Origin of the sequence: Prevotella melaninogenica, assembly GCF_018127925.1 — a bacterium.
Taxonomy (GTDB): domain Bacteria; phylum Bacteroidota; class Bacteroidia; order Bacteroidales; family Bacteroidaceae; genus Prevotella; species Prevotella melaninogenica_C.
In genome coordinates, this window is record NZ_CP072347.1 from 736,977 (window position 1) to 758,177 (window position 21,201).

General features: G+C 42.4%; 13 protein-coding genes and 1 tRNA gene. 6 read left to right on the forward strand and 8 right to left on the reverse strand.

The genetic code is table 11. The features are described 5' to 3' along the window. Positions 1 to 39: 39 nt before the first annotated feature. From J4861_RS02740 to J4861_RS02775, 8 genes are all read right to left on the reverse strand, one after another. Positions 40 to 993 carry a PorV/PorQ family protein gene (locus J4861_RS02740; RefSeq protein WP_211815695.1) on the reverse strand — a complete coding sequence of 318 codons (954 nt, stop codon included), beginning with the start codon at positions 991 to 993 and terminating at the stop codon, positions 40 to 42. 11 nt (positions 994 to 1,004) lie between these two features. Then, positions 1,005 to 3,761 carry a S8 family serine peptidase gene (locus tag J4861_RS02745; RefSeq protein ID WP_211815696.1) on the reverse strand — a complete coding sequence of 919 codons (2,757 nt, stop codon included), beginning with the start codon at positions 3,759 to 3,761 and terminating at the stop codon, positions 1,005 to 1,007. A 15-nt stretch (positions 3,762 to 3,776) separates the two neighbouring features. After that, positions 3,777 to 5,378, reverse strand: a complete 1,602-nt coding sequence (locus tag J4861_RS02750) for a BACON domain-containing protein (protein ID WP_211815697.1) — start codon at positions 5,376 to 5,378, stop codon at positions 3,777 to 3,779. A 36-nt stretch (positions 5,379 to 5,414) separates the two neighbouring features. Then, positions 5,415 to 7,034 carry a BACON domain-containing protein gene (locus J4861_RS02755; RefSeq protein ID WP_211815698.1) on the reverse strand — a complete coding sequence of 540 codons (1,620 nt, stop codon included), beginning with the start codon at positions 7,032 to 7,034 and terminating at the stop codon, positions 5,415 to 5,417. A gap of 1,284 nt (positions 7,035 to 8,318) precedes the next feature. Next, complete coding sequence (locus J4861_RS02760) at positions 8,319 to 9,131, reverse strand: PepSY-associated TM helix domain-containing protein (RefSeq protein WP_211815699.1); 813 nt, start codon at positions 9,129 to 9,131, stop codon at positions 8,319 to 8,321. 207 nt (positions 9,132 to 9,338) lie between these two features. Continuing rightward, a complete protein-coding gene (locus tag J4861_RS02765; protein WP_211815700.1) occupies positions 9,339 to 10,064 on the reverse strand; it encodes an SDR family NAD(P)-dependent oxidoreductase in 726 nt (241 codons plus the stop codon). Further along, positions 10,061 to 10,309, reverse strand: a complete 249-nt coding sequence (locus tag J4861_RS02770) for a hypothetical protein (protein WP_211815701.1) — start codon at positions 10,307 to 10,309, stop codon at positions 10,061 to 10,063. Before J4861_RS02770 ends, J4861_RS02765 begins: the two co-directional genes overlap by 4 nt. 228 nt (positions 10,310 to 10,537) lie before the next feature. Continuing rightward, positions 10,538 to 10,625: transfer RNA gene (locus tag J4861_RS02775), tRNA-Ser, on the reverse strand. Between the two features lie 520 nt (positions 10,626 to 11,145). Between J4861_RS02775 and J4861_RS02780 the strand changes: the two genes are divergently transcribed. The 6 genes from J4861_RS02780 (at position 11,146) to J4861_RS02805 (ending at position 20,338) form a co-directional block, all read left to right on the forward strand. Next, the gene (locus J4861_RS02780; RefSeq protein WP_211812790.1) at positions 11,146 to 11,811 is read left to right on the forward strand and encodes a hypothetical protein; all 666 of its coding nucleotides are present in this window, start codon (positions 11,146 to 11,148) and stop codon (positions 11,809 to 11,811) included. After that, positions 11,808 to 12,572 carry a DUF3307 domain-containing protein gene (locus J4861_RS02785; protein ID WP_211815702.1) on the forward strand — a complete coding sequence of 255 codons (765 nt, stop codon included), beginning with the start codon at positions 11,808 to 11,810 and terminating at the stop codon, positions 12,570 to 12,572. Before J4861_RS02780 ends, J4861_RS02785 begins: the two co-directional genes overlap by 4 nt. A gap of 115 nt (positions 12,573 to 12,687) precedes the next feature. Continuing rightward, entirely contained in the window at positions 12,688 to 14,298 is a 1,611-nt protein-coding gene (pyrG, locus tag J4861_RS02790) for a CTP synthase (protein WP_211815703.1), read from the forward strand. Further along, positions 14,299 to 16,230, forward strand: coding sequence for a membrane protein insertase YidC (yidC, locus tag J4861_RS02795; RefSeq protein ID WP_211815704.1), 1,932 nt, complete (start codon positions 14,299 to 14,301; stop codon positions 16,228 to 16,230). A 2-nt stretch (positions 16,231 to 16,232) separates the two neighbouring features. Further along, positions 16,233 to 18,392 (forward strand): dipeptidyl-peptidase Dpp5, encoded by a 2,160-nt coding sequence (gene dpp5 / locus J4861_RS02800; protein ID WP_211815705.1) that lies wholly within the window; start codon positions 16,233 to 16,235, stop codon positions 18,390 to 18,392. Between the two features lie 323 nt (positions 18,393 to 18,715). After that, positions 18,716 to 20,338, forward strand: a complete 1,623-nt coding sequence (locus J4861_RS02805) for an MFS transporter (protein WP_211815706.1) — start codon at positions 18,716 to 18,718, stop codon at positions 20,336 to 20,338. The last annotated feature ends 863 nt before the right edge of the window (positions 20,339 to 21,201 follow it).

Here is a 21,201-nt window from a genome sequence, read left to right on the forward strand (position 1 = left end):
TTACTTTTGATTAAATGAATTGTTTTGTTTGTCCTTGTTTTAGAAATCATAGCCAATACCTATGGTACAGTAGCTACTTCCTGCGTCTGCTGTCTTCAGATTATATGCTCCGTTCAGACGTAAGCCATGGTACTTGAAGCCTGCACCCATAGTGACATGGCTGAGGTCGTGGTCACCATACTCATAGCCTGCACGTACTGATACCATCTTGTTATAGGTGTATTCAAGTCCGCCACCAAGCATAAAGAGCTTTGCCTCTGTAGGTTGGAAGAAGTAACGAGAAGACAAGGCAGCAGCAACTTGATGCTTCTCTGCTACCTCTACAGACAGCGCACCACCTACAGCAAGATAGGTTGGGAGTGTCGTCTTGTGCTTGTTGCCATAGTCGAGTTGAGGACCAATAGCGCCCACCTTCGCATCGAGTATGAGGTTGGCTGGTTTGTTGGCAAGGGTCAACTCGTTGTTTTGATAGGCTCCACCCACGCTGAAAGCAGCACCTGTAGCATTCTTAGAGAGATGACTATAGATAAGACTTCCTGTTGCGTAGGCAGCGAATCCCTTACCTAAGAAATAGGTATAACCCAAGTCGAGGGTCCAGTTATAAGGTTGATAGTCCTTGGTCGGATTACCCGATATGTCGTAGCCCTTCAGCTTCAAGCCTCCAGCATAGCGGAAACCAGCGAAGACAGCATGACGCTTAGCCAACTTATAGCCAGCAGATAGAGTGTAAATACCGAAGGTTCCATCGGCACCCTCTGCCTTTTCAAAGAGAGAGGCAGATGCATCTGCGGTGAACTTCTTATCAGTTGCGAAGAAAGCAGCAGGATTATTGTATAGATACATACCCTCAGCAGCAGCCGAAGCATTACCCATAGCGGCTGTTCGGGCATCGGTATTCGCTGTTAATATCGAGAGATCTTGTCCCTGAGCATTAGCCTGCGTAGCACCGAGAAGTGCTGCGCAAGCTATGAGAATGATATGTTTTGTATTCATACTTGTTGTGTTTATCGTTTAATGAACATCTGGGTATGGTTGCCCTTACTGGTATATACGGTCAGTTTATACGTTCCAGGATTTAGTTTAGAAAGGTCAAGTGTGGCTACGTTGTTCTTGTCTGGAGTCACAGTAGCCTTTATCAGACGCTCACCTACAGTAGAACTGATAACGAGTTCAGCCTGTTTCACCTCTGGATTGAGTAGGGCATGGATGTCTCTTTGTACTGGAATAGGATAAACGGCATAGACAGGAGCCGACTTCTTTTCAACAACTCGTACTTGGAAAGAGCCATCAGAAGATGTCTCACGACCGTCTGTAGCAGCGATGCTGATACGTGTAACACCCTTTGCCATTCCCTTCAATTGAAGGTTGTCATTGTGGATAGTAGCTGCAGCGATACTACCATTGGCAGCTGTGGCTTTGTAAGTAAGCTGAGTATTGCTACTATGTGTGTAATGACCAGTCAATGGAATCGTTACTACTCCCTCGTCCAATCCAATGATATAGTTCTCGAAAGGCTTTGTTAGCTGTGGTGGAATGTACTTCACAATCTTAAATGTAAAACTCTTTTCAGCCTTTGCTCCTAAGTCATCAGAGAGTACAAAGGTACAAGTATAACTACCTGCTTCAAGCACAGGGACGAGGTTGACGGTCACTGTATTACCTTTCACAGTGTAGGAAACGCCCTTTGTCTCACCCGTAGCTTTGATGTCCCAATTGTGACCATCAGGGTCAGCAACGTTGAAAGAGAATGATTTACGATCGTTCTCCATGACCTCTATTGCCTCTGTTGGGAAGTTAGTAGCCTCTGGAGCATGGTTGAGTCGGGTCGTACACTTCTGAATCATAGGTTCAGAAAGGTTGCCCCAACGGTCAACTGCCACTACGGCAACACTGTAAGTGGTGTTGTCCTTCAAGTCATCAAAGTCATACTTAAGTGTCTCACCTAAGCTATGACCCATACCATTGATTTCTCTGTAGGACATATCCTTGAGCCTATCAGCTGTCAATTCGCCCTGAGTAATGTAGAGGCGATAGAAGGCTGCGGTCTTATCTTCGTCCTTAGCGATGCTCCACTCCGCATTGATGTCTACGAAGTCAGGCTTGAGCGTAAGGGTTCCTACCTTCTCTGGGGCAATCTTTGTGTCTGATTCAAAGGCTGCTTCGGCATCAATATAACCCTTACCTAACTTACCTTTGTAGGTTGGGTTTTGCTCATCGATGTTGTAAGGGCGATAAGCAGTAATCAAACGTGACTTTAGTTCTTCATTCGTAAAGCCCTGACGACCAAAGTAAGAGGCGATGAGTGCTGCGATACCTGACACGTGTGGGCATGCCATTGATGTTCCTTGGAAGTAAGCATAACCTGATGCAACCTTCTTCTTTGGTACTGTACTCAATACGCCAGCCTCTGTTCCGAAGCGGTCTTGATCACCACCTGGAGCGGTAATGGTCACCCATTTTGCGTAATTACTATAACTTGCCTTACTGAAGTCCCATGCCATTGCTGCGACAGAGACCGTCGGAGCATAGCAAGCAGGGTAAGCAGAGAACTCTTTGTTCTCATTACCAGCAGCGAACATAACCACACCACCCTTCATTGGAGAGTCTGGACGCTGGTTGCCGTTAGCATCACAACCAGCCATCTTGATGAAGTAGTCCACTGCTTCTTTCAGCAACTGAGGCATAGAGGTGACACCTGCAGTAGAGGAATATCCCCATGAGTTCTGACAGATAACAGCCCCGTTGTCAGCTGCATACTTAATGGCAGCAGCCGCATCACCCTGCTCGTCTTTGTTTCTAAATATCTGACAACTCAACAAGCGTACACCACTATCTGGCGAACCATCGCCACCTGCGATACCAGCCACACCCTTTCCGTTGTTGTTGCGAGCAGCAACAGTACCTGCAACGTGGGTTCCGTGTCCGCCATCATCGGGTTCGATAGTACCGCCAACAACGTCTTTAGCTGTTACAAAGTTGTAACCATAGATATCATCAACAAAGCCATTGCCGTCATCATCGACGTTAGGTTGACCGTTCTTCTCCTTTTCGTTGACATAAAGATTGTCTTTCAAGTCCTCGTGGGTGATGTCAATACCACCATCGACAACGGCTACAATAACGTTTTTCTTACCTGTTGTGTACTTTTCCCAAACAGGTTTAACATTACAGTCAGCCCCTTTTACTGCACGTGGATTTATAGTACCGTTGTTGTAGTAATGCCACTGTTTCGCAAGAAGAGGGTCGTCAAAGTTGCTTCCTGTACCCTGCATGCTTGCTTCAGGAGCGCTATAAGGAGTCATCTTAACCGTTGGTCTTGCCATTGGTAGTACTCGTTCAGCACATTCAACACCTTCAGCTTTCTTGAATTGGTCTAAGACAGCAGCCACATCTTTGCTCTTATCAAAATAGATTGTGTACCAACGGTCGAGTCCTTCAGCTACGGTTCGTGCTTCATAGATACCTGCCGGCTTAAATACTCTTTCCATTTTATAAGCCCCAGAGTACTGCATAGCAGAGGTCATAGCCGATGGTACGCTCTGCATCTCCACACTACCACTACGCGTTGCAGGTATAGCTTGGTTTGTACCCTTTGCCAACTTCACGTTAATACAGCCTTTTATGGCAAAAAGGTCTTTGTCAATATTGACAGAGCGTGTGTTAGAAACGCTTGCATCTGAGTCCAAGCTGTCCTGGCATGAGGTGGTAACCATCATGCCAGAGAGCGCACACGCACATAGATATATAATCGATTTTCTCATCAATGTTCCTTTATTTTATTTCTTTGGATTGTATTGTTTGAGCATACGTTCTACCTTTGCCAGACGCTGTTCTTTACTTCCTGCAAAGACAGTTGGCTTGTATAGAACAGTAATTTGCATGACAGCCTTACCATTATTGACGTCAGCATATTCTCCACCTGAGATTGCTAAGGTCAGATAGTCAGAACGACGCGCATAGACATGATGCTTACCATTGTAGCCAACGAACTCAAAGTTGTTTGCAGTAAGCAGTTTGTCAAACTCATGGGTTACGAACCATTCATTACCATACTGCCATATTCCTAAGTTTGGTTGGCTGTAGAATAAACTGTATTGCTCAACGCTTCCAGCCTTCTCTTGTGGTACAGCGGCATCATTATGAAGATAGAAGAAGTAAGTACGAGCAATCAATGTAGGGTCATTTGTCTTGTAGAGAATAGCTTCAACCTCATTACTCTTAGACATTTGTCGCTTCATTTCCTCACTGTTCTTACTTGTCTCATAAGCTTCGACATCACTGATTTTCTTGTCAGTTTTGTTCAAAAGGTCAATGGGACCAAGGTCAAGACTACTAAAGGTAGGGTAGCTACGGTCTTGTGTGTGCATCTGATAGAAGAATAACACAACGCTATTATTCTCCTCTCTAATGTCTACATCCATCGTGAAAGCTTCCTTTATATTGACGTAATGATTCGTGTCTTTCTCGTCCCTTGTATATCCGTTGGCTCTCATAAACTCTTGGAAAGCCTGCGACTTCACAGCGTTAACACCCTCTCTTGTCAGTGAACGTGTGTAGATACGCGTTGGAACAGAATACTTTGTATCGTGTACATAGACCACATCCTTGAACAAAGGCGATGGGGTCTTGAAGAAGTAACTCTCTTCAAAGATACCGTTTACCTCGTCAGGACCGCCATATTCCGTCAAGAAACTACCACGACGATACTCAAAGTCCATCATCTTATGCAGACTATAAGGGTTACCTGGGTTACAAGCCAAGATAAAAGTAGCAACGCCCGGCTGCTTAACAACCACCTCGTGGTTCTTTCCAGCAAAGGCGATTGTCAGTTTTGTGGTTCTTTCCGTAGTGCCATAATTAGGCTTAGAAATAAACTTCAAACCATGCTTTTTCTTGATAACCTGCATCCACTCTGGCTGCTCATTCTGTGTAAGGTCATAGGAAGTAGCATCCAACTTCAAGTCGACTGTTGTCGTACCACCTGCCTGTGGCAGAATTACCTCACCATTGTTTAAGTTTAATGTGATGTCAGCAGCACTCTGATTTACCATGATTTTCTGTACAGCCAGTCCACCATCAACAAGGATATAGCTACTTCTCTCCATACCTGTTGTATTAGGATCGAGGTGTACAGAAATCTCGTTTCCGCTTTGTGTAAGGTGAACCCACGCCTTCGGTGTAGTAGCCATCCACTCCTTACAGTTCGTGTTTACGGTAATTGTCTTCTCACCAATCTGATTAGAGAAAGAAATCTCCTTCTCTGAAACATTCAGATAGGGCTGGTCAAAGCTGTCATTCTCAGCACATCCAACTGCTATACCCAATAATAGGCATAGCAGAGAGAACTGTAGCAGCTTATGTATATTGATTATACGCATATCATGTAATTATTTAAATAAGGTATAACAATTTGCTTAGAACTTCAAAGCCTTCTTGGCAGCAGCGAAGTTTCTAATCATCTTAGCCTGTGCCTTTACGGCTTTACTACTTGAGCCCGATACGGATGGATCGTAGCTGTAAAGCAATGCGAGTACAGGTGCGTTGTTATCTAACACGCAGGTAACATCAATAACCAAGTGGTCGCTTTCACGTACAAAGAAGTGGTTGTTGCCTGATGTGCGGAGGAAAGAGAAGCCCTCATCACCCAATACCTTCTTGATTTCTTTGGTTGCAACCCATTTAGTACCATACTTCCATACACCGAGGTTGGTGTCTTTGAAGAGTAATGCACCAATCTGAACACTACCCAAATTGTCTGGTGCATCACCATCCTTATCCGTTGTGTAGAAGATGTGAATACGTCCGTAGGCTGCAGAAGGGTCTGTACTTGCCTTCAGTTTATATTGAATCTGTGAAACCTCAGTATTCTTATGTTCGTTGAGGCTACGCTCTTCTTCTGTACTACCAGCCTTCTGCTCGTATTGTTCAATCTGTGCCAACTTCACGTTGTCTTTCTGCAGAAGCTCAAGAGGATAGAATGGTAACTTGCTGAAAGTCTTGTATTCGCCATTCTGCTTCATAATAGGTGTGAAAGTGAGGTTAACTCCTTCGTTGTTCTCCTTTTCTGATATATAAACCTTCAAAGAGAGTAAATCCTTGTCATTGGTATATTCTCTGTCAGACTGAGAGTTGCTGCGCACATAACCATTGTCTGTCAAGAACTTATCGAAAGCCTTGTCCTTCACGGCATCAATCGCCTTTCTACCATCGCCAATCATGATAATCTGTGACGGATTAATACCATCAGTGCTACAATACTGAATCAAAGTAAAGATAGGCGAAGCAGTGATAAAGGTGTAAGTCTCCTCAAGTCCATAAGCTGGCATAGCTGCTTGATACTCGCGCAGGTAGCTACCACGACCCAACTCAAAGTCCATAATCTTATGCTCGTCCTGTGGTACACCTGGATGAATAGGGAGGAGGTAGCGTTGAATACCCGACTGAGAAACAACAATCTCACGGATAACACTACCGCTCTTGGCGTAAAGTTTCACCTCACGCTTCTGATAGGTATCGTTACGCTCAGCTACCAGTTTGATATCTTCCTCCGACTTGACAATCTTTAGCCAACTAACTTCTTCGCTGGTTGTTACGTCATAGACAGATGAATTCGTCGTAATGTCAATCGTCTTCTCACCACCTGTCTGTGGCAGATAGATAGCATTTGGAACCACGTCAAGCGTTACGTCAGCTGCGCTCTGAGTCACAGCAATCTTACCAGCTGCGCCGTTGGCGTTAACGAGTACATAGCTTGTGCGCTCTGTTCCAATCTTGTTTTCAGTTACCTTCACCTTCAGTACGTTACCGTCCTGAACCAGCGAGAGCCAGTCGCCTTCCTGTGGAGACGATGCAATCCAGCTGTTTTGATTTGTTGTTACGCTAATGTTTCTTTCACTTACGCCTTTATCAAAGGCAATACTGTTTTCAGAAAGCACCAGTGTTGGCATTTCAAATTCGTCTTCCTTTGCACATGAGAACAAGCAAAGAAGAATGCCGCCTAACATTAGGGAGTAGAGTGTCTTTTTTAATTCCATACTCTTCAAGGGTTTTATTAGATAAAATATAATATTGATTAGACTTTTTTAAAAGAGAAAAATCTCTTTGTCTGGTATTTAAAAATGAGTAAAAGCTTTAAATGATGGTATTTATCTTATTTGCGCCAAATTAGATTATCTGCCGCAAATATATTCTTTAATAAGAATAAAAGCAAGTGGATTTGGTTAAAATAAACTAATCATTTGTTATTTATTTCTCATCTTATACACGCATGTAAATAAATACAAATATGTTCTTTTAACACGTATTTCCGATTTACTTTTCGGCAAGTCAAGTCTTCCGCCAGACTTATCACCTTATTTAATATTCTATATAACATCATTATTATTATGGTCTGTAAAATTTTTCGAGTGCAAAGGTACTGGCTTCTTGTTAAGGTGGCAATACTCATTTATAAGTAATTTATTGTTGATTTTTTGTGTGATTAAGTTTTCTTATCCCTAATAAAGATTACATAATATTGATTATTAGTTATGGTTTATTGGGTTTTGTGGGCTGTGAAAAATAAGGTTCTTCCGAAATATGGAGTGATAACTAAAAGTCTTATATAATAGGCACACGGAGTAACGGAGAGACGGAGGTAATGCTATGTCACAGAGGTGCCGACGGCACAAAGAGCGACGGAGGTATAGCGTACAGATTCTTGATAACAATTTTGAGGTAAACGCTTTGTATATAAATTGCTAATAGAATTGGCAAACAAGCTCCGTCGCTCTATGCACCGACGGTGCCTCCGTTACTTCCATTGCTTTGTTTTAATAATCCTCCGTCCTCTCCGTGCCTCCGTGTGACATTGCTGCAAACTCTAAACACAAGTGGCAAACCTTATCACTCCAAAATCCTGAAGACCAAAAAAATAATTACAGAATGACCCTTCTGTAAGCCTTTTGTTTATAGAAAATTGCTCTAAAAATGGGGTTTTGTAACGGTCAGATAATCAGGGTCTTACAAATACGATTTGAAAAGGGCATCTTTTAGACTCTTAAAGGGCGTTAGTTAGACCTCAAAAGGGCATCTTTTGAAAGCCAATTAAGGCTTAATTCGAGTCTAATTGGGCATTAGTTGTTTTTTAATGGTTTGAAGAAACTTTACATAATATTGGTTATTTAATCCTCTGTGAGTGGATGAATGCAGTTGGGAGTTAGTCTGTACATTTAGGTAAGTGCTTCGTTGAAGGATAAACGTAAAAGGCCATTGATGGTATTCTGTAGGTTAATCAACCGAATACATTCAATGGACTTGTGATATATGATGATTATGTTTTATGCTTTTTTCTTCTTCGCACTTCTTCTCTTCCACCACAGATAGTAACCACTAATAGGGAGGAAGCCACCAATAAAGGCTGCGATAGCATAGAGAACGCGTGAGAACCAGCCGCCCCATGTTCCTGTGTGTAACTGCTTAAACAGCTTTCCACCCTTTGGCTTTTTGCCATGGTGGTCGCCTTTCAGATCTTTTGCTCCGTCCTTCTGTACTTGTGGTTGTCCCTTCATCTGACTTGCGTCCGTAGGTGCAAAAGCTTTGTCGTTTGTTCCGCCCTGCTTCATTCCATCTTTAGGCTGTTGCATCTTCATTTCCTTTGGTGGCATAGGCTGACCGAAGAGTTTAGACATTCCCGCTCTGTACCAGCCGAAAGAGAAGACAGGACCTGTGAGTGCCATGAGGAAAAGGAAGATAAAGACATAGATACCTAATGACACGTGAGAGTCGTAAACAAAGCGACGGAAACCCTTGTTAGTGCTGACGGTCAAACGACTTTTCAACGCCTTCTTGGTCTTTGGCCACCAGATGACAACACCCGATAACAATACGATTGACATACAGATTGCTGACACGGCTGTAAGGATGCGTCCAAGTGACTGTCCACCCTCATGTGCATTCTCTGGTTTCATAAAGAGCCAGCGGTGTAGTCGTACTACCATTGTATAGATTGGCATCTCTTTGGCATTCATGTCAAAGAGTGGTGCAAGGTCTTTTATTAGCAGTATTGCCAGACCACTGAAGCACAAAATAGCCATGACTACGCCTAATGGTAAAGCAAACCAACGGTGAATCTTTAAACAGAATTTTCTCATATCCTAAATAATTATTGTTTTGTTACTTGTTTATCTGTTGTTTCCTCTTTTACTTATCCTTTTCCTTCCCTTTCGTTATGGATAGCTTTAAAGTTTTATATGCTTAGATGATTGAAAACCCTGAAAGTTTATTTTATGAGGAAAGAAATTAGTGTTTGTTAATGTTGTTGTGGAAATCTTATTTGTTTTCTTTGTATGAAAAAGAGGTTAACATAGCTTCATTCGCCTCCATATCCAGTTAGGGATATGTCGCCATAAGTAGGTGAGTACGCACCAACGGCTATCGATGATGCAGATGTGTTGTCGGCTGTTAATAGCCTTTATAATACTGCGTGCCACCTTTTCAGTGGTCATCAGCATCGGAAGGTGAGATGTACCAGTGAGTAGGGGAGTATCAACAAAGCCGGGACGGATATCGGTGAAGTGGATGTTATGATGTTTACAAGCAGCGAGTTGTTCCAATGCTTGTAGATAGGTATTCTGCATCGCCTTTGTCGCACTGTATGCAGGAGCAGGTCCGAGTCCTTTTGTTCCAGCGATAGAGGTGATACAAACGATGTGTCCACCTCCCTTATTGGCAAAATAGCGATAGGCACAGCCAATCATTCGTGTGAAGCCAAGGGCGTTGGTTTCCATCGTCTTAAGTTCTATGTCAGCATTAAGACTTGGGTTTTGCCAACCGATTCCTGCGGCATGAAAATAGAGGTCGATGCCGTTCATACGTTCTATAAGTTGCAGTAAGGAAGTCTCTGCATCTTCGTTATTTACATCAATTTGGGCGGTGTAGACCCGCTCTGGTGCCATAGCTTGCAAGTCTGTCAACTTGTCTATACGACGAGCAGCCACACCAACCGCCCATCCCTCTGCGATGAGCAGTCGTGCCACTTCATGTCCGATACCGCTGCTGGCACCTACGACGATTGCTTTTTTCATTTCAGTAAGTCCTTAGGTAAGAGTTCGTTGAGGCTATCTTCGCGAATAATCTTCGGTGCAGCCTTGCCGGGAAGCACTAAAACTTTTTTGCCATTGCGGTAGATATGTAACTGTCGTGAACGAATCACCGCTGTTATCTCATCATTATTCTGCATCGCCTGCCATATAGGATAGTAGACACCTTCTTCGTTAAAGAGCTTCTTCTGCAGGTGTGAACACATATTGGTAGTATCGAGTTCTATCATTTCTTTCGTTAAATTTGGATGTTATTACGTGGATACAATATCCGTTTCCTAATCTTACTTTCTGCAAAGTTAGGAAAATAAAGCCGTATAACAAGCAATGAATTGAAAAATACGTGTTTTGTGTAAGGATGTGTAGTTGTGGTTATTAGAATGTTTCCCTTTCTATATTAAGTTGTCAGAAAAGAAAAAGGTGCAAGCCACGTAATCCATTGGCTTACACCTTTCTTGCGGAAAGAGGGGGATTCGAACCCCCGATACCCTTTAGGGGTATACACGCTTTCCAGGCGTGCCTCTTCAACCACTCGAGCATCTTTCCTTGTGAATCCTAACGTATATCGTCTATATGTTAGCCTCAAATTGGTTTGCAAAAATAGAACATTAGTTTTACAATAATGCGGCAGTAAAGAGGATTTTAAGTTTCTTTAAAGTTTTAGGCGATTGTCTTCTTGCGATTCTTTTTTGAGCAAACCCCTATTTTGTTTGTGTATGAATTCCTATCATTAGTGCAAGAAAGGCTTTAACCCAAATCGGTCATTAGACCACAATACTTACAATTCTTGCTATGGTATGGTAAGAGTAAGTGAGTTAATATGGACTAAATAAGGAGGTTTAACAAGCGTAATAAGGGTAGTTGACCTTTGTATTCTATCTTTTTTCAGTGATTTATGGCCTAATTAAGGGAAAATGTTTATCTTTGCGCAATAGGTATATCTGTAACTCTTCAGATGAATAAGCAAGTGAATACTTGTCTCAATACAAGTGAATCCGCTTGTAATAAGCCAAAACAAGTGAATACGCTTGCAATCCTATATAACAAGTTAATAAGCTTGCAATAAATGTTTAGTATTATGTATGCTGCTATATCTGCTGATATTGTCTCCTCAACGTCCCTGTCAAAGGATGCAATGATAGAACTGACAGAGAAACTGAGAGGTGTCTTATGTCTTTTGGAAGATAGATATGAAGGATTTTGGGGTCGTATTGTTAGAGGAGATTCCATAGAATGTATTATGCCTAAGGCTGTCGATGCATTGGAAATTGCAATTCTTCTAAAAGCGTTTGTGAAATCGTTTACTCCCAAAGATGGTCAAGGTTTAAAGCAATTTCATAAGTATGGGCTGAGAGTTGCCATTGGAATTGGGGAAATGAAGACGGTTGACAAAACGTTGGATATGCTTGACGGAGAGGCTATATATCGGTCGGGTAGAGAGCTTGATAAACTTGTGGGGAGGTCAAAGTTCTCATTTGTTTTATCAATGGAGAATACTGAAAAAGAAACAGCATTGCAACTGATGGTCTCTCTTGTTAATCATCTATTGAACAAGGCAACTGCTCGAAAGTGTCAAGTGCTTTGTGAGAGGATATTGGCAAAAGATTCTAACGAGGTGGCTCAACGTATGGGTATTTCGGTATCGGGAGTTAATCAGACTTTGAAAGATATAGGTTGGGATTTGATAGAACAGGTAATTGACTACTATCGCAAAATAACTACAAATATATGATATACTATTTAACCTTAAATCTTATTATTGCTCATATTATTGCTGATTTCTATCTGCAGACAAACTCATTCTGTAGAATGAAGGCGAAGTTAGGTATCAAGGGAACTCAGTTGTGGATACACTCGATGTTTGTCGGAATCCTTTCATGGATAGTCGTTGGTGATATAAGGGGCTGGTGTCTCTCTCTTTTATTAGTACTCTCTCATTTCTTTATAGACTGGTTGAAGCCTAAGGCAGAGCATAGGCTTCTGAAATGGCAGAAAGACTGTTCGTGGGTAGGTTTAACAATATTCCTTGTAGATCAGTTTCTTCACGTTTTATGTATTCTGTTTTTGGCTGATTTGTGGTTCAATGCAAATTCAAATTGGACACAATGGGGATGGGTACTTGAGCTAATTTCTGACCATCCGTTACGGGTAAAAACGTTCCTTGTGTTTCTATTGGTTGTAAAACCTGCTAATATCTTGATTCTCTTGATACTCAAAGCCTGTAACCTTAATATAGAAGTCAATGAAAAAGAAAAGAAAAACAACTTTCATGCAGGGCGGTTAATAGGTCTTTTGGAAAGATGTTTGATAGTTTTATTCGTTGTTCTTTCTCAGTATGAGGCAATTGGATTTCTTATCGCTGCAAAGTCTATCTTACGTTTTAGTGAGGCTACGTCGGGCAGTGTCAAGTCTGAATATGTACTGACTGGCACGCTGTTATCCTTGACGATAGCATTGTGTTTGGGACTTGTTGCAGTTAAATGGAATATTTGATGCTATTTTTATTACTTAATATCCTGCCTAATTCATGGAAAATTAGTATCTTTGCACTTTAGTTTAGAACCAACGATTTTCGTTTTAGAAGATAATAATTAAACATACATACATCGTGGCTGAAACAAAGTACATTTTCGTTACGGGCGGCGTAGTTTCTTCACTTGGTAAAGGAATTATCTCGTCATCAATCGGTAAGCTTCTTCAAGCAAGAGGTTACAACATTACCATTCAGAAGTTTGATCCGTACATCAATATTGACCCAGGTACGCTGAACCCTTACGAGCACGGTGAGTGCTACGTAACAGAGGATGGTATGGAGACCGATCTCGACCTCGGTCACTATGAGCGCTTCACAGGTATTAAGACCACAAAAGCCAACTCTATGACTACGGGACGTATCTATAAGAGCGTTATTGACAAGGAGCGTCGTGGCGACTACTTGGGTAAGACTATTCAGGTTGTTCCTCATATTACGGACGAAATCAAACGTAATATTAAGCTTTTGGGGCAGAAGTATCACTATGACTTCGTGATTACTGAGATTGGTGGTACTATTGGTGACATTGAGTCGGCTCCATTCCTTGAGGCTATTCGCCAGTTGAAGTGGGAATTGGGTAAGCGTGCTATCAACCTTCACCTGACATATGTTCCTTATCTTAAGGCTGCAGGTGAGTTGAAGACAAAGCCAACTCAGCACAGTGTAAAGGAGTTGCAGAGTGTGGGTATTCAGCCAGATGTCCTTGTGTTGCGCACAGAAAAGCATCTTGATGATGATATTCGTAAGAAGGTTGCAGCTTTCTGTAATGTTGATTTCGACTGCGTTGTACAGAGTGAGGACCTCCCAAGTATCTATGATGTTCCTGTAAATATGTTAGAGCAGGGTTTGGATGCTGCTATTCTGCGTAAGTGCGGTGAGGAAGTTGGTCCTAAACCTGCGCTCGGTCCTTGGAAGGAGTTCCTTGATCGTCAGCGTAAAGCTACTAAGGAAGTACACATTGGTCTTGTTGGTAAATATGACTTACAGGATGCTTATAAGAGTATTCGTGAAGGATTATTGCAGGCTGGAACCTATAACGACCGTAAAACAGTTATTACCTTTATCAATTCCGAGGAACTGACAGAGGAGAATGTAGCAGAGAAACTTAAGGGACAGGACGGTATTGTGGTTTGTCCAGGCTTTGGCCAGCGTGGTATTGAGGGTAAGATCGTTGCTGCTCACTATACACGTACACACGATATCCCAACCTTCGGTATCTGTCTTGGTATGCAGATGATGGTGATTGAGTTTGCTCGTAATGTCCTTGGTTATAAGGATGCTAACTCACGAGAGATAGATGAGAAGACTACACACAATGTGATTGATATTATGGAGGAGCAGAAGAATATCACCAATATGGGTGGTACGATGCGCCTTGGAGCCTATGAGTGCGTATTGCGTCAGGGGTCACATACCTTTAATATCTATAAGCAAGAGCATATACAGGAGCGTCATCGCCATCGTTATGAGTTCAATAACGACTATGAGAAGGAGTTTGAGAAGCATGGTATGATGTGTGTTGGTCGCAATCCAGAGAGCGACTTGGTTGAAATCGTTGAGATACCAGGCTTGAAGTGGTATATTGGAACACAGTTCCACCCAGAGTATCAGTCAACTGTACTCGGTCCACATCCTCTCTTCCTCGACTTCGTTAAGACTTCAATTGAAAATCAGAAAAACAAATAAATGGATAAAAGAACTATCACAGGGTTTGTACTTATCGCCCTGATTCTCTTTGGTTTCGCTTGGTGGCAGCAGCCATCAGATGAACAAATTGCACAGCAGAGAGCTGAATTTGTAAAGGATTCTATCGCTGCAGCCAAGAAAGCACAGACTGCGAAACTTGCTGCTGAGAAGCAGGCACAGCAGAAAGCTGCGCAGGCTACTGATACAACAGCTCTATTCCATGCTGCTTTGAATGGTAAGGCGCAGGATATTATATTGAAGAATAGTAAGGTTGAGCTGACTTTGAGCACCAAGGGTGGTGTTGTAAAGAAGGCTGTTATCAAGAACTATATTGGTCATAATATAGCTGTTAAGGATGGTTCACAGGACCAGAAGGATGTTACTTTGTTTAGTGGTGACGACCAGAGCCTTAACTTTATGTTGGCTGCAAAGAATAGTAATATTGAAACAAAAGACCTTATCTTCACTCCTTCAAACGTGACAGATTCTACTGTTACGCTGACTGCTGTGGCAGGAGCGGGTAAGACACTTACCTTGAACTATACACTTGGTAAGGACTACTTGCTCAATATGTCTTTGCAGGCAGAGGGTATGGGTGGACTCTTCGCTCCAAATTATAACCAGATGGATATCAACTGGCAGGAGCGTTGTAAGCAGCAGGAACGTGGTTTTACATTTGAGAACCGTTACGCAACACTTACCTATAAGAAGCATGATGGGGGTACAGATTACTTGAGTGAGACTTCTGAAAAGGAAGAGACAACAGAGGACCCAATGGACTGGGTAGCTTTCAAAAACCAGTTCTTCTCTGCTGTGATGATTGCAAAGGATAACTTTGCAGCAGGTGCAAAACTTAAGAGTACGCCACTTGAGAAGTCTTCTCATTACCTTAAGCACTATGAGGCTAACATGAAGGCTGGCTTTGATCCAACGGGTAAGCGCCCTTCAGAGTTCGAATTCTACTTTGGTCCTAATGACTTCCGTCTGCTTCAGTCTGTTGAAACAGAGAGTAAGTTTGCAAAGGAACTTGATATGGAACGCCTCGTATATCTTGGTTGGCCATTGTTCCGCATTATCAACCGTTGGTTTACTCTGTATGTATTCGATTGGTTGAGTAAGGTGTTCCCAATGGGAGTTGTACTGATTCTCATTACTTTATTATTAAAGCTTATTACCTTCCCAATGGTGAAGAAGAGCTATATGAGCTCTGCTAAGATGCGTGTGTTGAAACCAAAGTTGGATGAAGCAACGAAGCAATTCAATAAGCCAGAAGACCAGATGCAGAAGCAACAGGCTATGATGCAGAAGTATTCAGAGTATGGAGTGAGTCCTTTGTCAGGCTGTCTTCCTATGTTGATACAGATGCCTATCTGGATTGCGATGTTCAACTTCGTACCGAATGCTATCCAACTTCGTGGTCAGAGTTTCCTTTGGATGCATGACCTCAGCACTTTCGATCCAATCTTCTCATGGGATCATGACGTTTGGCTCGTTGGTGACCATATCTCATTGACCTGTATCCTCTTCTGTGGTGCTAACTTGCTTTACACATGGTTTACCATGCAGCAGCAGAAGGACCAGATGGTAGGACAGCAGGCTGATCAGATGAAGATGATGCAGTGGATGATGTTTGGTATGCCATTGTTCTTCTTCTTCATGTTCAATGACTATTCATCAGGTCTGAACTTCTACTACTTTATATCTCTCTTCTTCTCAGCTGCTATCATGTGGGCATTGCGCAAGACAACCAATGAGGAGAAACTTCTCTCAATCCTTGAAGTACGTCGTGAAGAGCGAAAGAACAACCCTAAGAACAATATGGGAAGTGGACTCTTCGCTCGTATGCAGGCTTTACAGGAGTTACAGAAGCAGCAGCAAGAAGAACTTCGACGCAAGCAAGATGAGCTAAATAAGAAAAAGAAAGGTCTATAACTATGAACAAAAACTTAACCATGGCAATGACTGCGGCTCTGATGATGAGTGGTAGCGTTGCACAAGCACAGGATGTGAACATCGGACGTAACAACATCACGCTTACAAGTGACCTCATGACTCCTGAGACACTTTGGGCTATGGGACGTATCGGTGCTGCACAAGCCTCACCTGATGGCAAGAAGATTGTCTACCAGGTGGGTTATTACAGTGTCAAAGAAAACAAAGGACACCAGGTACTACGCGTGATGGATGCCGATGGTAAGAACGACCGTCTGCTGACTACCTCTGCAAAGAGTGAGGGTGATGCAGCATGGCTCGACAACAACACCTTGGCATTCCTTACAGGTGGACAACTGTGGACAATGAATGCAGACGGTACTAACCGTAAGCAGTTGACACATTCGGATATCGACATCGAAGGTTTCCGATTCTCTCTGGACCGTAAGCGTGTTGTTCTCATCAAGAGCATCCCTTACTATGGCACTATCAAGCAGAACCCAAGCGACTTGCCAAAGGCTACGGGTATGGTCATCACCGATATGAACTATCGTCATTGGGACCATTACGTTACAACAAATGCACATCCTTTTGTGGCAGATGTAACTGTTGAGGGTGTTGGTGCGGGTGTTGATGTACTCGAAGGTGAACCTTATGAGAGTCCGTTGGCACCATTCGGTGGTATCGAGCAGATTGATTGGAGCAAAGACTCTAAACTTATTGCTTATACCTGCCGTAAGAAGGAAGGTACACAGTATGCTATCTCTACCGATGCCGACATATATATATATAATGTGGAGACTCGCCAAACAAAGAATCTCTGCAAGCCAGCCGACTATGTTGAGCCAAAGATTGATGCTACAAAGAGTATGCGCAATCAGGCTGTAAATCATCAGGCTGGCGATATGAATGTAGGTTACGATGTTAACCCTAAGTTCTCACCTGACGGCAAGTACATTGCATGGCAGAGTATGAAGAACAATGGTTATGAGAGTGACCGCAACCGCCTCTGTGTCTATGAATTGGCAACAGGCAAGAAGACATACGTTGCTGAAAACTTTGATTCAAATGTAGACGACTACACATGGAGCCTTAATTCAAAGGACCTTTATTTCATTGGTGTATGGCATGCAACGGTGAACGTCTATCAGACGAATCTTAAGGGCGAAGTGAAGCAGCTGACAGAAGGCGATCATAACTATGTAAGTATCTCACTCCTTGGTGATAAGAAGTTGCTTGCTATCCGTCAGAGCATCTCTCAAGCTAATGAAATCTTCGCTATAACTCCTGCTAAGAAGGAGAAAGCAAGCGTTCAGACACAGCTCAGCTTTGAGAATAAGCACATCTATGACCAGTTAGCTTTGGGTGATGTAAAGTCTCGTTGGGTAAAGACAACTGATGGTAAGGAAATGATGGAATGGGTAATTACTCCTCCACACTTCGATCCAAATAAGAAATATCCTACATTGCTCTTCTGTGAAGGCGGACCACAAAGTCCTGTTTCTCAGTTCTGGAGTTATCGTTGGAACTTCCAGATTATGGCAGCCAATGGCTATGTCATCATTGCGCCAAACCGTCGTGGCTTGCCAGGCTTTGGTAGCGCATGGAACGAGGAAGTTAGTACCGACTGGACTGGTCAGTGTATGAACGACTACCTCTCTGCGATTGACGATGCAGCTAACAATCTACCATTTGTTGACAAAGACCGCTTAGGCGCTGTTGGTGCTTCATTTGGTGGTTTCTCTGTTTATTATCTTGCTGGAATTCACAACAAGCGCTTCAAGTGTTTCATCTCTCATGATGGTGCTTTCAATCTTGAGAGTATGTACACAGATACAGAGGAGGCTTGGTTCAGCAACTGGGAGTATGACGATGCATATTGGAATAAGGACAAGAGCGAAGCTGCAAAGCGTACTTACGCAAACAGTCCTCATTTGAATGTTGATAAGTGGGATACTCCAATCCTTTGTATCCACGGCGAGAAAGACTATCGTATTAATGCTAATCAAGGAATGGGTGCTTTCAATGCAGCTCGTCTGCGTGGTATCCCTGCTGAGTTACTTCTCTATCCTGATGAGAACCACTGGGTATTGAAACCACAAAACAGTGTTCTCTGGCAGCGTACATTCTTTAATTGGCTCGACCGCTGGCTGAAGAAGTAGGTGATTAGTAGACAAGTGAACGAGTTTACAAGTCAACAAGTTGTTTGATAGTATTAACTCGTTTACTTGTCAACTTGTTAACTCGTCAACAAGTCAACAAGTTGCTTGATGGTATTAACTCGTTTACTTGTTAACTTGTAAACTCGTCAACAGGTAGACAAGTTGCTTGATAGTATTAACTCGTTTACTTGTCAACTTGTAAACTCGTCAACTTGTAAACTTATCAACTCATTCACTTTTAACTTATAATCTAACAAATAACCTGTTTACTTGTTCACTTGTCAACTCGTCAACATGTAAACTTGTTAACTAATAAATTCATCATGACTGATAAAATTCAAACATCATTGAGAGATTCAGCAGCGATGCGCTGGACGGCTCTCCTCCTTCTATCCCTGGCAATGTTCTGTGCCTACATCTTTGTTGATATCCTTTCTCCAATCAAGGAGTTGATGCAGGAGCAGAGAGGTTGGGACTCAACCGCATTCGGTACTATGCAGGGTTCAGAGACATTCCTTAATGTCTTCGTTTTCTTCCTCATCTTCGCAGGTATCATCCTCGATAAGATGGGCGTTCGTTTCACTGCTATCTTGTCTGGTGCAGTGATGTTAGCTGGTGCTTTAATCAAGTACTATGCCATCAGCGACAGCTTTGCTGGTAGTGCACTTGACGTATGGTTTACCAATAACCTCAACCACATTCCTGTCTTCGAACAGTTGGGCGTATCTCCTTTCTATCAGGGAATGCCAGCCTCTGCAAAGGTTGCAGCTTGTGGTTTCATGATATTTGGTTGTGGCGTTGAGATGGCAGGTATCACTGTTTCTCGTGGTATTGTAAAGTGGTTCAAGGGTCGTGAGATGGCATTGGCAATGGGTTCAGAGATGGCTTTGGCTCGTCTTGGTGTTGCTACCTGTATGATTTTCTCACCATTCTTTGCTAAACTTGGTGGCGATATTAATGTTTCTCGTTCAGTAGCTTTCGGTGTAGTACTTATCTGTATTGCATTGATGATGTTCATCGTTTACTTCTTCATGGATAAGAAGCTCGACTCACAGACAGGTGAGGCAGAGGAGAAAGACGATCCATTTAAGATTAGCGACCTCGGTAAGATTCTGTCAAGTATGGGCTTCTGGCTCGTAGCATTGCTCTGTGTGCTTTACTACTCAGCTATCTTCCCATTCCAGAAGTACGCTGTAAATATGCTTCAGTGTAACCTTACCTTCCACGAACTTCCTGCAGGTTCATTCTGGGCTTCATCAAGTGTGACAATCATACAGTACGTTATCATGCTCGTTGTTGCTGCAACTGCATTCATGTTCAACTTCATGAAGAATAAGGTTTTGAAGAACACTATGCTCTTATTATCAATTTGTAGCCTTGTTGTTTACTGCTACATGGGTTATATGCGTCAGTCTGCAGAGTCTATCTTTGCAGTATTCCCACTGCTCGCAGTAGGTATTACACCTATCCTTGGTAGCTATGTTGACCATAAGGGTAAGGCAGCGTCTATGCTCGTATTGGGTTCATTACTTCTGATTGTATGTCACCTCACTTTTGCCTTTGTCCTTCCACAGTTCAAGTCAAGCCAGGTAGGTGGTGTTATCGTTGCTTATGTAACCATCCTCGTTCTCGGTGCTTCTTTCTCACTCGTACCAGCTTCATTGTGGCCAAGTGTTCCAAAGCTCGTAGACGCAAAGATTATCGGTTCTGCTTACGCACTTATCTTCTGGATTCAGAATATCGGTTTGTGGTTGTTCCCACTCCTTATTGGTAAGGTACTTGATAAGACAAACGTAGGTGTTACTGACCCAACACAGCTCAACTATACAGCTCCGTTGGTTATGCTTGCTGGTTTGGGTGTGATTGCTCTTATCACTGGTCTTACTTTGAAGGTAGTAGATAAGAAGCGCAACCTCGGTTTGGAAGAGCCAAATATTAAGGCATAATAGTTGTATCTCAATGACCGATAACTCATGTACGCAAGTCGTAATGAGTTGTTCGTGAGTTGTTCTACAGCTTAAAAGATATTTTATAGAAAAGTCCTCGCAAGTATGTTTATGCTTGTGAGGACTTTTTTATTGTAAGATGATAAAGTAGGGTCTTCAGCAATTTGGAGTGATACCTTTTGAGATTAGAACTTTCAAGAAATGTCACAGAGAGAAATGGAGAGCACGGAGGTTTGTTTATAACAAAGCCATTATTGACACATCCTCGTGGAGAAACAGAGGATATTTGCGAGTTTTATAAATACTTTGGTCTATTTCATTACAAAACAGTGGTTTGCAAGATTTATTAAAACGTTTATTACCAAAGCAATCAGCAATACGTACACTACGGCTCTGTCGCTCTTTGTGCCTTCGGCACCTCCGTGAAATTGTCTTTTATGCTTTCACCTCCGTGCTCTCCCCCTCTCTGTGTGCCTTTTATATTTTAGTAGGCTTACTTTATTACTCCAAATTCCTGAAGAACCATAAAGTATTCCAGAGTTTAATAAATGCTTATTTACCTCTTTTTTTATTCTCAGTGCTTTCTTGATTTGTAAAGAAAAATCGTATTATTGATTTTAATTGATGCTCAACAGCGTTTGAATTAACGCCTAATTGGCTTACAAAAGATGCTCTTTAAAGGTCTTACTAACGCCCTTTTGAATCCTAACTAAGCATTTTTAGAAATGCTGTTGTGCAACTATTTGGTTAATAGCAAGTTACAAGCGTGCGATTTTTTGTTTGTTTTGAGTATTAAAAAGAGGTTTTTTCTGATTTCTATGTCAATATTTTTCACACTCGATGATGTGTAAAAAGTAACATGA

Excerpts from the sequence above, each read along its gene's own strand:
- J4861_RS02740 (WP_211815695.1), bottom strand. The coding sequence starts at position 993 with ATGAATACAAAACATATCATTCTCATAGCTTGCGCAGCACTTCTCGGT.
- J4861_RS02745 (WP_211815696.1), bottom strand. The coding sequence starts at position 3,761 with ATGAGAAAATCGATTATATATCTATGTGCGTGTGCGCTCTCTGGCATG.
- J4861_RS02750 (WP_211815697.1), bottom strand. The coding sequence starts at position 5,378 with ATGCGTATAATCAATATACATAAGCTGCTACAGTTCTCTCTGCTATGC.
- J4861_RS02755 (WP_211815698.1), bottom strand. The coding sequence starts at position 7,034 with ATGGAATTAAAAAAGACACTCTACTCCCTAATGTTAGGCGGCATTCTT.
- J4861_RS02760 (WP_211815699.1), bottom strand. The coding sequence starts at position 9,131 with ATGAGAAAATTCTGTTTAAAGATTCACCGTTGGTTTGCTTTACCATTA.
- J4861_RS02765 (WP_211815700.1), bottom strand. The coding sequence starts at position 10,064 with ATGAAAAAAGCAATCGTCGTAGGTGCCAGCAGCGGTATCGGACATGAA.
- J4861_RS02770 (WP_211815701.1), bottom strand. The coding sequence starts at position 10,309 with ATGATAGAACTCGATACTACCAATATGTGTTCACACCTGCAGAAGAAG.
- J4861_RS02780 (WP_211812790.1), top strand. The coding sequence starts at position 11,146 with ATGTTTAGTATTATGTATGCTGCTATATCTGCTGATATTGTCTCCTCA.
- J4861_RS02785 (WP_211815702.1), top strand. The coding sequence starts at position 11,808 with ATGATATACTATTTAACCTTAAATCTTATTATTGCTCATATTATTGCT.
- yidC (WP_211815704.1), top strand. The coding sequence starts at position 14,299 with ATGGATAAAAGAACTATCACAGGGTTTGTACTTATCGCCCTGATTCTC.
- dpp5 (WP_211815705.1), top strand. The coding sequence starts at position 16,233 with ATGAACAAAAACTTAACCATGGCAATGACTGCGGCTCTGATGATGAGT.
- J4861_RS02805 (WP_211815706.1), top strand. The coding sequence starts at position 18,716 with ATGACTGATAAAATTCAAACATCATTGAGAGATTCAGCAGCGATGCGC.